Source organism: Cognataquiflexum rubidum (assembly GCF_022538115.1).
Taxonomy (GTDB): Bacteria; Bacteroidota; Bacteroidia; order Cytophagales; family Cyclobacteriaceae; genus Cognataquiflexum; species Cognataquiflexum rubidum.
In genome coordinates, this window is sequence record NZ_JAKZAL010000003.1 from 257,209 (window position 1) to 269,355 (window position 12,147).

The 12,147-nt window shown below is 39.5% G+C and carries 16 protein-coding genes; 4 read left to right on the forward strand and 12 right to left on the reverse strand.

Features of this window, described 5'->3' with window-relative positions:
* The first annotated feature begins 92 nt into the window (after window positions 1-92).
* On the forward strand, window positions 93-1,625 hold the full coding sequence (locus tag MMU05_RS05325) for a Ppx/GppA family phosphatase (protein ID WP_241140634.1): 1,533 nt from the start codon (window positions 93-95) through the stop codon (window positions 1,623-1,625).
* Window positions 1,626-1,662: 37 nt separating this feature from the next.
* On the opposite strand, the gene MMU05_RS05330 is transcribed toward MMU05_RS05325, so the two are convergent.
* The gene (locus MMU05_RS05330; RefSeq protein WP_241140635.1) at window positions 1,663-2,223 is read right to left on the reverse strand and encodes a helix-turn-helix domain-containing protein; all 561 of its coding nucleotides are present in this window, start codon (window positions 2,221-2,223) and stop codon (window positions 1,663-1,665) included.
* 413 nt (window positions 2,224-2,636) lie between these two features.
* Here MMU05_RS05330 and MMU05_RS05335 point away from each other — a divergent pair, with 413 nt between their 5' ends.
* Entirely contained in the window at window positions 2,637-3,185 is a 549-nt protein-coding gene (locus tag MMU05_RS05335; protein ID WP_241140636.1) for a fasciclin domain-containing protein, read from the forward strand.
* Window positions 3,186-3,299: 114 nt separating this feature from the next.
* Here MMU05_RS05335 and MMU05_RS05340 read toward each other — a convergent pair whose 3' ends face one another.
* The 8 genes from MMU05_RS05340 to MMU05_RS05375 form a co-directional block, all read right to left on the reverse strand.
* A complete protein-coding gene (locus MMU05_RS05340; protein WP_241140637.1) occupies window positions 3,300-4,022 on the reverse strand; it encodes a TMEM175 family protein in 723 nt (240 codons plus the stop codon).
* A gap of 71 nt (window positions 4,023-4,093) precedes the next feature.
* Window positions 4,094-4,393 carry a DUF6958 family protein gene (locus MMU05_RS05345; protein WP_241140638.1) on the reverse strand — a complete coding sequence of 100 codons (300 nt, stop codon included), beginning with the start codon at window positions 4,391-4,393 and terminating at the stop codon, window positions 4,094-4,096.
* Window positions 4,394-4,399: 6 nt separating this feature from the next.
* A complete protein-coding gene (locus tag MMU05_RS05350) occupies window positions 4,400-4,795 on the reverse strand; it encodes a VOC family protein (protein ID WP_241140639.1) in 396 nt (131 codons plus the stop codon).
* A gap of 160 nt (window positions 4,796-4,955) precedes the next feature.
* Window positions 4,956-5,645: a hypothetical protein gene (locus tag MMU05_RS05355; protein ID WP_241140640.1), complete on the reverse strand. Its 690-nt coding sequence runs from the start codon at window positions 5,643-5,645 to the stop codon at window positions 4,956-4,958.
* On the reverse strand, window positions 5,645-6,196 hold the full coding sequence (locus MMU05_RS05360; protein WP_241140641.1) for a DUF5655 domain-containing protein: 552 nt from the start codon (window positions 6,194-6,196) through the stop codon (window positions 5,645-5,647). Before MMU05_RS05360 ends, MMU05_RS05355 begins: the two co-directional genes overlap by 1 nt.
* 11 nt (window positions 6,197-6,207) lie before the next feature.
* The gene (locus MMU05_RS05365) at window positions 6,208-6,735 is read right to left on the reverse strand and encodes an SRPBCC family protein (RefSeq protein WP_241140642.1); all 528 of its coding nucleotides are present in this window, start codon (window positions 6,733-6,735) and stop codon (window positions 6,208-6,210) included.
* Window positions 6,736-6,763: 28 nt separating this feature from the next.
* Entirely contained in the window at window positions 6,764-7,111 is a 348-nt protein-coding gene (locus tag MMU05_RS05370) for a YciI family protein (protein ID WP_241140643.1), read from the reverse strand.
* Window positions 7,112-7,188: 77 nt separating this feature from the next.
* Window positions 7,189-7,779: a Crp/Fnr family transcriptional regulator gene (locus MMU05_RS05375; RefSeq protein ID WP_241140644.1), complete on the reverse strand. Its 591-nt coding sequence runs from the start codon at window positions 7,777-7,779 to the stop codon at window positions 7,189-7,191.
* Between the two features lie 369 nt (window positions 7,780-8,148).
* Here MMU05_RS05375 and MMU05_RS05380 point away from each other — a divergent pair, with 369 nt between their 5' ends.
* Both MMU05_RS05380 and MMU05_RS05385 read left to right on the forward strand, forming a co-directional pair.
* A complete protein-coding gene (locus tag MMU05_RS05380) occupies window positions 8,149-8,553 on the forward strand; it encodes an STAS/SEC14 domain-containing protein (protein ID WP_241140645.1) in 405 nt (134 codons plus the stop codon).
* Window positions 8,554-9,181: 628 nt separating this feature from the next.
* Window positions 9,182-9,979, forward strand: coding sequence for a hypothetical protein (locus MMU05_RS05385; RefSeq protein WP_241140646.1), 798 nt, complete (start codon window positions 9,182-9,184; stop codon window positions 9,977-9,979).
* Window positions 9,980-10,059: 80 nt separating this feature from the next.
* On the opposite strand, the gene MMU05_RS05390 is transcribed toward MMU05_RS05385, so the two are convergent.
* The 3 genes from MMU05_RS05390 to MMU05_RS05400 all read right to left on the reverse strand — a co-directional run bounded on the left by MMU05_RS05390 (window position 10,060) and on the right by MMU05_RS05400 (window position 12,013).
* A complete protein-coding gene (locus MMU05_RS05390; protein ID WP_241140647.1) occupies window positions 10,060-10,314 on the reverse strand; it encodes an FUSC family protein in 255 nt (84 codons plus the stop codon).
* A 126-nt stretch (window positions 10,315-10,440) separates the two neighbouring features.
* Complete coding sequence (locus MMU05_RS05395; RefSeq protein ID WP_241140648.1) at window positions 10,441-11,424, reverse strand: TlpA family protein disulfide reductase; 984 nt, start codon at window positions 11,422-11,424, stop codon at window positions 10,441-10,443.
* A gap of 160 nt (window positions 11,425-11,584) precedes the next feature.
* Window positions 11,585-12,013: a hypothetical protein gene (locus tag MMU05_RS05400; RefSeq protein WP_241140649.1), complete on the reverse strand. Its 429-nt coding sequence runs from the start codon at window positions 12,011-12,013 to the stop codon at window positions 11,585-11,587.
* Window positions 12,014-12,147 lie beyond the last annotated feature (134 nt).

Genomic DNA, 12,147 nt, shown 5'->3' on the forward strand with positions numbered 1-12,147 from the left:
TATTTCCAAAAGCAATCTCCCCTGTTTTTCCTTATATTTAAAAACAACCAATAACCAATAACCCAATAACCCAATAACCCAATAACCATCCTATGAACTTAGCAGCAATCGACATTGGTACCAACTCCATCCACATGGTCATCGTCAAAGTGACATCAGGGCAGTCTTATGAAGTTTTGGTTCAGGAAAAGGAGATGGTCAAACTTGGCGTTGGGGTGTTTGCAAACAAAATTCTGAGTCAGCGGGCCTTTGATGCCGGGATAGAGACCATTTCAAGGTATGTGCAGTTGGCAGATGAATATGGCGTCGAGCACATCATTACCGCTGCCACATCCGCAACCCGGGAAGCCAAAAACGGTAGAGAGTTTCTGGACCGTCTTATCCAGGATTCAGGACTCCATCCACAGATGATTTCCGGAAAGGAAGAAGCAAGGTTGATTTTTTTGGCAGTTAGAAAATCCATTGATCTTAAAAAGCAGAATGCCATGGTCATTGATATCGGCGGGGGAAGCACCGAAGTGGTCATTGGAAATAAGGATGAAATACTTTTCAAAAACAGCCTTAAACTTGGGGTTTTGAGGCTTTTGGATTGGGTTGGGAATGAAGGTCCATTGAATAGAACCAAGCAGACCACACTCCGGAAATATATCCGAGAAATTGCCCTCAAAACCATGGAAGAAGCCTCCTTAGCCGGTTTTTCGAAGGTCATCGGTACTTCCGGGACCATCAGGGCATTGGGGGAAGCGGCTTTGGAAATGACGGATGTCAACATCGTCAACTCTGTCAATGCAGAAGTAGTGAAGGTCAAAGACCTTGAAAAAATCGTGGCAAAGCTCCTTGAATTGCCGGCAAATCGGAGAACTGAGGTGAAGGGTATTAATGAAAACCGTGTTGATGCCATCCACCTCGGTGGTATGCTTATCCTTGAACTTCTCCATTTGTCAGGAGCTTCAGAAATAACGCTCTCAGATGCTTCTCTCAGAGATGGGCTGATTATCGATTATATCGAACGAAACAGGCCTAAACTGGGTGAGCTTGTTGAAGGCAAAAACATCAAAGAACGATCGAGTTTGCTCATGGCCATGCGATATGAGACAGATATTGAGGAAAAAAGGCATGTGTCCAAGTTGGCATTGCAGCTTTTTGACCAACTGCATGAAGAGCATCAGATGAATGAGGAAGCTAAGGAATTGCTCCACAATGCTTGCCTGATCTATGATGTGGGCTTGTTTGTCAATTTTCAGGATTATCAGAAGCATTCGGCCTACCTGATATTGAATGGCCGCCTTCGGGGATTCAATAATGAGGAAAGGGTCATGCTGGCGCTGATGGCCCGATATCACCGAAAGTCAGGTCCGAAAAAAAAACATAAAGAATTTCATGGCCTTCCATCTGAGGATCAAAAACTGGTAAAAGGATTGGTTGGAATTTTACGGATTGCGGTAGGCCTGAACAAAACCAAAAACCAATGGGTGGAAAATACCCAATGCCTCATGGATGATGAAAATCTGGAAATCAGGATTTTTGGCGCTGCGGCCATGGACCTGGAAATATGGGAAGCCCAACGGTTTTCTGATGTTTTATCAAAATCCCTTAGTCGAACTGTAATTGTGGTGAAGGGATGAAACCTGTCATCCTTCATCGGTCTTTTCTCACATCCCATCAAAGATCCTGTATCGCAATCCTTCTTTTCTCTTTCAGTTTTTTGAAATGTGAAGGGGAGAGGCCTGTCACCTTTTTAAATTGGTTGGAGAGGTGTGCCGCACTGCTGTAATGCAGCTTGAAGGCAATTTCCGACAAGTTGAATTCTTCCAAAATAATCATTTCCTTGACGCGCTCGATTTTGAGGGAAATGAGGTACTGTTCGATCGTAGTGGCTTCCACTTCAGAGAAAAAATTGGACAGATAGGTATAGCTGTGGTTGAGTTTGTCACTCAATAGCGTAGAAAAATTCACATTTGGTTTTTCATCGGAATGGTATACATAATCCACCATCACTTTTCTGATTTTCTCAATGATGACCCCCTGTTTTTTTTCAAGGAGCTCCAACCCGACCTTTTTGATTTTCTTGTTGAGTTCACGTTTTTCCTCATCGGTGACATCCTTTTTTGTCTCTATTTCTCCCAAACCGACTTTGACCGGAACAATGTCCATTTCATCCAATGCTTCTTTCACAAAGGCCACGCAGCTTTGGCAAGCCATATTTTTGACATACATTTTCATAATCCGGGAAGTTGTAGTTTAATGTAGAAAGTAATTCAAATAGGTACTCTTGTTTAACGGTTTTACTAAAATTATACCAATTAAGGCCTCCATGCGATGACAGATACTGGAAGGAGATTGATTTCAGAATTTCAATGACAGAAGAAAACATAAAGAAGAAAGGCATCCGTTGCCCAAAAAATCAAGCTTTAAATTTTCTTTGAGGCCTCAAAAGTCGGGAAATCCGTAGGATTGGGTTTATATAATTTCAGGATAGGATTACATCATTTACAGGAACGTCATCAGAAGAATTAATAATAACCGACTTTTCCGTTGGATAGCTATTTTTTACCGCCCATCAATTCCTTTGTTAGGATCTTAAACTTTAAGGCGAGCCCGTTGTTGTTTAACCAGATTTAAACCAAAATCAAAAAATGAAAAATTTAAGATTCTTATCATTGGCAGTTGCTACTGTCGCCACTGCTTTTCTAGCCAGCTGTGGAAATGCACCAAAAGAAGAAGTTGTAGAAGAAACAGCCGTTGAGGTAGTTGAGGAAGTTCCTGTAGAAGCTCCTAAGACTGTTGTTGAAATTGCTGTTGGTTCTCCGGACCACACTACCCTCGTAGCCGCTGTTACAGCTGCAGGCTTGGTAGAGACTTTGAGCGGAACAGGACCATTTACCATCTTCGCGCCAACCAATGCTGCTTTTGCTGCATTGCCTGCAGGAACGGTAGATAACCTATTGAAGCCTGAAAGCAAAGACCAACTAACATCAGTATTGACCTACCACGTGGTAGCAGGTAATGTGATGGCTGCTGACCTTTCTGATGGTCAGGTTGTAAAAACTTTAAACGGTCAGGACTTGAAAGTATCCATCAAAGATGGCAAAGTAATGATCAACGGTGCGACTGTAACTGCTGCTGACCTTGCAGGCAGTAACGGTGTCATCCACGTAGTGGATACAGTTTTGTTACCAAAGTAATTCAAAACTGAAGAAAAAATGAAAACCTGCCATTCGGCAGGTTTTTTTTGTTTTATAGGGAATTGGTTTTCTAAAATTAAATGAAAAGAACTTCCCCGGTCAATGAGCTAAATATCATATTTCGCCAAACTCTTTAGATTTACTTTGGAATTTTTTGTACCACAATATGATCAAAGGGGTGTAAAGACAATAAGTCACGCCGCCTATGACAGAGGCCCAAATAAATGAGAACTCTTTTAGGATTAGGGTAAGCGTTATAGATAGAAGAGGGACTGAAAACATTATAAGAAGCCTGATTTTTTGTGATTCCGTATAAAATTCTTCAAACTGATTAAAATTCAAATCCCCCTTCATTTTATATGCCCTGTGGTAAAATAGAAACAAAATAAAGTAAAGGGCGAATGCTACAAAACCATAGTAAATCATCAAAAGCGGAACTTGATCGCCTTGAATATTTACAGCGATGTCAGTTTTAAAAAAAAAGTTGGTGAGAAATAAAGTCAAAAATCTCAACGGGTAAACGTAAAAAATGACCAATGCTATAAAGATGGTGTTCAATATGGTGAGCCTAGTGTCATTGAGGCTATATACTTCAGAAAAGTCCAAATGCTCATTCCAAATCAAAATAATGAAAGAAATGCTGATCAAAAAAGCAGGAAGTGTTTTTGTAAATGTCAATAAATCTTCAAAGGAGTTGGGATTGGCCAGGTTAAAAATGAGCAAGGTGATTGCAATCCCAAAAACGGCGTCAGTCAGATTGTCAAATCTTGAGGCATTTTCTCCACGATAATTGATTCTTGGGTCGTGTTGTTTGTTTTTTAATATCTCATTTCTCATAGGTTTCGGTCATTTAGCATCAACAACAGGTTACTTTTCACCATTATGGTGTTTCTCAGGTCCTCCAAGGATTACAATTCCTTTGTTTTCAATTTATACTTTTCTGGTTTTGAATTGGTCCTTTCTATGATTTTCCGTGCTTCCAAATCAAGTTTTACGGTTTCACCATACCACTGCACCCCTCCTTCAAATTCTTCTTTTACACGCAAATACAATTCTTCCATCAATGCTGTATGTGTCATTTCAGATCCTGATAAGATCGCCAACAGATGATTGCGAATAAATGTATACTTGTCCAATGCTATGTTCTTATTGGTCTTGCCGGGTAGCGGATGCAAAGTCTGGATGGATTCTGATTTCTTTTTTCCCATGTCTCCTCAATTTCCCATAGGTGTGCAAACTTCAAGTAAAAATCCGTCTAAATCTCTCAGGTAAGCCACCGTTTGTCCCCAAGGTTTTTCTTTTGGTTCTTCCAAGATGGTTGCTCCGTGAATTCGAGCAAGTTCCACAATCTCAGATACGTTATCAGTCACTAACCCCAATTCCGTTGCAAATGGTTTTTGCGCTAAGGTACTTTCCATAAATCCGTTTTTGAGGTTGGAATGGGCGAGTTCTTTTGAGGCAAATGCAATGGTGGTTTGTCCTGTTTCCAATTCCCCATAATCATTTTCGGCAGTGAAAAATTTCCGGTTAAAACCAAAGGCGTTTTCATAGAACCCGATTGATTTTGACACGTCAACGACGTAGAGAATTGTGTAGCCAAATTTTACCATATTGTTTTCAATTTATGTTTTTCTAATCGATATCCATTTCCTCTCCCCAAGACAAACTGTTGATTATTTATATTAAAAGATGGTCGGCATATTTACTATTTAAAGCCTTGGCTTATGCTAAGAAGAAACAAAGTAGAAACCTAAAGGTGTCTGCAAAGGACTAGGTTTTTTTCTTGGGATGCACAATCGCCATGGATTCATTATTCAGTTGCATGACCATCAAAATATGCATTAAAAATACTATAGGCACAATAAATGAAGGTAAAAATATGTAAGGAAATTCAGATACGGCTATGTTAGGCTGGTCAAAAGAAAATTGTTGTATAGGCAAAGGAGCAGCCAAAACCGCGATAACCGCAATGTTGATTAAAAATGACAGCCCTACATAATTCCAAATCAGCAACACTTTTTTTGATGCCGAATATTTAAAAAAAAGAAATGCCAAGAGTAATATAAGTGCGGAAATGCCTATGAATATGTCATAATTCCAACCTGCGAAAGTCATGATTTCAGGTACTTTCTTTTGTAAAAACAAGAAAAATAAAAACACCTCAACGGGAATTCTCAAAGTGTGGATCAGCATGGCATACCTGTAATCAATCACAGTGGCTTTAAGTACCTTATAGAAGGAAACTACCAGAATAATATTTCCCAAGAAGACAAGTAAAAACCTTGGTGGAATTGATATTGTGTCTTGAAAAAAGTCAGATAGTGCCAGAATACTTATGGAAGACAACCAAAAAGCAGAAAACGCCAAAACTCTTTTATTCCTGCCTGTTCCCAAATAGAAAAACAGGAGAAATAAAAGAGTAAGTACTACGAATAATAGGGCTTGGATAATTTGGTTCATTATTCTGCATTATCATAAGCCATTCTGATCCAGTCAATTACCTCTTGGTCGATTTCATGGAGATCTGAAAGGTTGATTTTATGAGAACACATGGCATCTGGCTTTTCCGCCTCAAGTTTACCTTTTGCCGGAACCCCTTTTAAATTAAAGCCAATCTCAAACCTTGTTTTTGATGCGGGATTGAGGGTGATAAATTGTTTTTTTCTTCTCAGACTTACATAAGCCTTCTTGGGAGAAATCTCAAAATCACCTTCAAAATTCTGAATTTCAGAAATCAATTTGTCGTAGAATGACTTCAAATGTTCTTTCCCTTTGTACTGATTTAGGATCAGTTCGTCGGTATCCTTTGCCGAATCCGCATCCGAACCAAGTGCTTTGGAAGCAATGGTCGTCGCATATCCATGAGTGATATTGCAGGTTTCTTTTAAAAACTTCACGATTTCTCCGTGTTTTGAAAAACCTTGAGCAGAGATCAAGCTTTTCCATTCATCAAGTGAATGCCCTGTTTTCTCTTTCAGGTTTTCAAGCATGGTTAATGTTGCCTTGTCCATAGTAGTGAGTTTTAGTTTTCTACAGCTTTTTTCAACAAATCCAATCCCTGCTGATTGGTTTTTTCCATTTCAGCTTTTGCTCCAAAAAGCCACATAAAAGCCGCATCAACCAGCCCTGACTCAAGCTTGAAATCTTGCTTTACTTCAATGCCACCGGCCGTCTGGGTAAAGTGGTAATCAAAGGTTGGTTTGGCTACAAATGGCTTTTGAATATCACATTTCATTCCGATATACTTGTGATGGTCAATTTTTACAAGCTCCTGAAAACCCAGGTCTTTGCCCTTGTTGCCATCCCAATGGTATTGTGCACCTACTGCGCCGTCTGTTCCTTTTACTTCATACTTTTGGCTGGGATCCTGTGCCAAAAACGGTGACCATTTAGGGAAATTTTTTTGGTATTTTACCATATCAAAAACATCATCCATCGAGCCTTTGATGGTAACTGTTTTTACGATTTGAATTGATTTCAAACCATTGCCTTGGTACAAGACAAATCCTATGAATGCCACTAGAGCAATTCCAATTATTACGTAAATCATTTTTTTGTTCATTTTTAAGGGTGATTAATTAGTTCATGGGGATTACAGTCCTTACTTCAACAGTGCCGCCCATCATAAGGATAGGGCATCTTTTTGCAAGTTCGGAGGCTACTTCTATCGATTCGGCCCTTAAGACCATGTTGCCACCCATTGTTTGTCCCTCCGCTACGAGTTGTCCTTCTTCAATAGTCTGATTCGAGTGAATCTTTTTGCCTTCAAAACCCAATTGGTGGGTGCTTACCAATTTTCCCTGCATGGCAATTGTACCGATAAACTCACCCCAATGCCTGTGCATTTCCAGCAATTGCACCGGGGTGGGCTGTTCGTTGCTAGGCGGATATCTGAATAGCAACATAAACTCTTTTAAATTTTCCATATTTTAAGTTTTTGGTGAATGATGTTGCTAAGATGCAGCAACACAAAAAACCAAAACTTGTCATATGGCAAGAACTGCTATTCGTTTGCAATTTCTTTTCGGATGCGGCTCAAAGAGGTGTCGGTGATTCCCAAAAAAGTAGCGATGTGCTTGAGTGAGACATTTTGGACAATGTGGGGTTTCATTTTCAAAAGTCTGAGATACCTATCTTTGGCCTGATCGGCAATAAGGGAAATGCTGTGTTCTTTTAAGGCAAAGTAACTTCCTACAAGCAGTCCTCTTTGCTGTTCCCTGTAATTCAACACCGTGTTAAATAATTCTTGAAAGGATTCGAAGTTTATTTCCCAACAAATACAGTCAGTAAGGGCCTGAATATTTTCTCGGGTAGGGGCAAAAAAGAACATAGAAGGATAATCAATCACTACATCACCGGATGCATAGAGATTGAAAGTAATGTCGTTGCCTTCAGTGTCAATAATGTAAGAGCGGACGAACCCACTTTCAATAAACCAGTATTTTTTTTCGACCTCACCCTCTTTTAACAAATAATCATTTTTTTCAAAAGTCACTTTTTTGTAACGGGGAATAATCTGCATCATTTCCTCTCGGGTTATGCCACTTGAGGCAAATACTTTATTCAGGAAGTGCTGTTCAATCGCATCTGTCATATTTTTAGTTTTTTGTTTAGGATTGGGCAAATGGCTTTAACTTAACACGGTTAAAAATAGATTAAATTCTATTTTTAGTGCAATTAATTTTGTTTTAACCATATAAATAGATTTTATTTCAATTAAAAATAAATTTTATAAAGAGATCATTTTTTTATATTAATACCGATCCCCGACTATTGAAAAAAAATAAATCAAAAATCCGGTTAATGAATTTGCAACAAAAAATATGGCAGGGTCATTTCCTTATTAAGGGAAATCCTCCCTATTCGGAATAAACTGAGGTTGGTTTTTGAATTGACACCATAGGGTCAATTCACCAAAATGTTTGTTTCTAAAACTCTTTACTCCAAATCCTGTTTCTCCAGCATGGACAGCTATGCAATCATCGACGAATCAGATTTTCCCATTATCCGGATTCGGTTTACGGGCAATAAAAGTACAGATCAAAACTTCCAAACTTACCTAGACCAAACAAAGGCTTGTTACCGGTTTGCAAAGAGGTTGGTGATCATCTTTGATGCTACGGAAGCCAGTATTCCTTCTCTTTCTCACCAAAAAATGCAGGCCAATTGGCTCAAAGAAAATGAGCAACTCATGAAGGACTTTTGTGCAGGAACAGCCTATGTTATCCCCAACGCAGCGATCAGGGCGATATTGAAGATGATTTTTTCTTTTCAAAAGCAGCCCGTTCCTTACAAAATCTTTGAATCTGAACCCGAAGCCAATGCTTGGATAAATGGACTTGCCTTGGATAGCAACGCTATTGCTTAAGGGTTGAATTGAAATTCATGACATGACGAAGCGGATTTTTACAGCATAAACCTCCTTACTTTACGGGCCTATATCACGGATTTTTTTGGACCACTATCCTAGGAAAATTGTAGGGTGGCCACAATTCGCCGCGATCATTTCACTTGAGATTGGCTTGTATTCAAGTAAATAATACTGAATTCGTTAGTGGATTTTTGAAAACCAGAAAAATGCTGGGGCTCTCCAAAATAGCCTGGATCGGCTTGTTTGAGCTCACATACTTTTGGCAATTGATATACGACGCTGAGATTTTTTGGAAATCGCTATTTCCCGCCGCTTCCCCGCAAGTCGAAATATCTAAAAAAGTGATTACATGTTGATTTGTTTTGGAAGATAAGCCCATTAGGAAAACCTGTTTAAAAAAATATTGCGTAGAGATATTCAGATATGCTATAGGATTACCTGAAATCTATGATTTAGAATGGCCAAAATTTCCAACCCAAAATTTTCAACATCCCTGAAATGCCAAATGGAAGCTCTTCCCATTTCTGAAGATAATTGCAAAGATTCCATGATAATTGAGAAAATTTTAAATTATCCCTGAATCCGTTTTTGTTATTTAGGAATCAAAATAAAATCGAGAAAATACATGAAAAAAATTAATTCATTTCTTGCCATAAAGCTATTGCCAATTCTTTGGCTTGTTTCTTTTCTTTTTCAGTTTTCGGCATTGGCCCAGACCGAAGAGAAAGGAAAGAAATTCGATTTTCTGGTGGAGCCATATATCATGTTCCCCAATATGAATGGGGAAACAGGTTTGGGTGATGTATTGAATATCCCCGTAAACGCCAATCCGGGAGATATTTTCAGCAGACTTCAAATGGCATTCATGCTCAATACGGAAATGAAAGCCGAAAAATGGGCTGTAACCTCAGATCTTGTTTACATGAGACTGAATCAGGATATTAGACCGGGATTGGTGATCAACTCAGGAGAAGTTACCGCCAAACAGTTTATCTGGGAAGCAGCGGGTCTTTATCGGGTCAGACCTTTTTTGGAAGTTGGTATCGGAGGTAGGTTGAACAGTCTGGATATGGGAGTGGATGTCGTTGTCAATGATCCTCCGATTGGGGAGACTGGGGTAAGAACTTTTTCATCAAGTGAAACAAAAACATGGTATGATCCCATTATTGTCACCAGACTGACGACTGATTTTAAGGAAAAATGGGAACTGCAATTCAGAGGCGATATCGGAGGATTTGGGATCGGATCTGATCTGACCTGGCAATTGCAGGGATATGTAGGCTACCGTTTCTCAGACTTGTTTCTGTTAACGGCCGGATATAGGGTGATTTATATGGATTTTGAGTCCGGACAAGCTCCAAGAGCTTTTGTCTTTGATATGCATCAGTTTGGACCGGTCATAAAATTCGGGTTTAATTTCTAAAAGTTGGAAGACCTATATATCGCCAATATCCAAAACCTGAATTGAACCTACTTTCATCACCACAGATCTCTGTGCATTGTTTATTTCAGATTTCGCTGGGTCAGCAATGCATCGACTTCCTTGGTTCTTTTATTTCTTGGGTCATTCACCATCTTATGGACAAAGTACAAGGGGATAAGCATCAAAAATCCAAAAGTGCTCTTGAATAGGCTGAAGACCACAATTCCGATAAGGAATCCGATAAGAAAAGCATTGGTGATCGAAAAAGACTTCAATTTTTTTGCTTCAGCCAAAAGCTCTTGGTCTGTCATTTGGGAGAGGTCTTTGTTTTCCATGGCTTCAATTTAGGTTTATTTTTTGGTAATCAGGTAGTTTCTGAATTTCCCCTTACCAATTGGGAGAAATCTCCTTAAGGCAAAAAAAATGAAAAGTGAAAAGGGTCAAAATCCTATCACAAAGCCTTATTTCACCAATTCTTTCAACTTGTTCGATGTTTTTTGGCTATATCCCCTAATGATGTCCTCCAACTCTCCCTCGGCATTGATGATATAAAAAGTTGGCCACATCTTCCTGTTCAGGTAGGTTGATGCAAAATCAAATTCATCCCAAAGATTCGTCCAGGTAATTTTCTCCTTTTTGTCTTTGTTGGTATTTAGCCAGATTTCGCGGGAGGAGTCTTCCCAAATGGTTATCATTTCTATTTTGTCATTGTTCAGGTCAGCAACCTTCTCGAGTATCCCAATACTTGCCACAGAATACGCGCAACCGGAGGAGAATAAAGCGATTAATGTCGTTTTGTTATTTGGTTGAATCACAGAAACTTGGTTACCATCTTTATCAGGCAAGGTGAAGTCTCCGACTTTACTGCCTATTTTGATATTGTCTAGTTTTTTGGCAGCGATATAGCTTTCAATCCTTTTCACATAAGCAGAGTTTCGGTGTTCCTCCGTGACAAGCTGGGTAAAGCGCTCCAAATCAGGAATAGCAATCTTCTCTTTTTGCCTTTCGGCAAAATACAAACTGGGAATATCGATGGGATTGGCAAGGATAAAATCGAATTGATCCTTTCCTTTCAAGGCTTCTATCTTTTCCGAATTGGTTTGAAAAGGCAATAATCCCTGCATTTGGTAAGATTGGTCTGACCAATCTTTGGTGATTTGGACACTGTCTCTTTCAAACCAAATCGAGGGTGTTTTTTGTTCGAATTTCCTTCCCTTAGTGATATGCCCCAAATAAAAAAAAGAAGGGGTCTGCGAAATGTTGACATCAACAGAAAAAGTCCCGTCAGCCGGTGGGTTTAAGGGGAATAAGCGCCCATCTATACCAAGATAAATTGATTCTGCTGCATTCAGGTTGTCTATTTTTCCACTGATGTTGACGGCTACCTGTGCCTGTGCCCCCAAAAATGCGATAAGTAGACCCAGTGTCAGGAATAGTTTTTTCATATTTTCTATCAAATTAAAAATACTAAAGATTGCTTAGATATCTAGCGCAGAACGGTATTTCAAGGTTTTATAATTTTGACCGAATTTGTTGAATTGCACAAATTCTGAATTTATCGCTTTTCCCTGCAAAAAAAAAACGCATCCGCTGAGGCCTTCCCCTCTACGTCATCATAAGCAATATCAGGATGAATGTCAGTATCCCAAGTCCTGTGGTTATTCTTCCCATCCTTTTTGACTTTGTCCAACCTGACAGGGAAATCATCGTGATAAGGGATAAAATACCCATGAAAAAAGAAATTGTCCCCAAAAGTCTCGGCAGTGCCAAATCACGCTCTGCGACCTGAAAGGGATATCCATCGGTGGTCATCAACAAAAGTTTGGTCATGGCAAAAATCGTAACCAAAAAGAAACTCCCTGCCAAGGTCGACACCAGCATGATGATTTTTACCAATCGGGAATCGTTTTGGGATACCAGGATATTGGCTATGATCGCAATCGAAAAACCCCCAAGCAGCGAACTGATGGTAATCACTTGGTTTGCAAGTTTGTTCCAGTATTCAAATGGAATCCCGGTTGTCAAGTCTGTCATTTTAATCCAAATTAACGTTTTCGGTCTTTGCGTTCGGGCGGGTTTCGGAGCACTTCACTGTCAACCAAGCACATACTTTGATAGAAGCACAATCCCGAAAGCTTTCGGGATGATTTAACCACTGAACAGCCAAT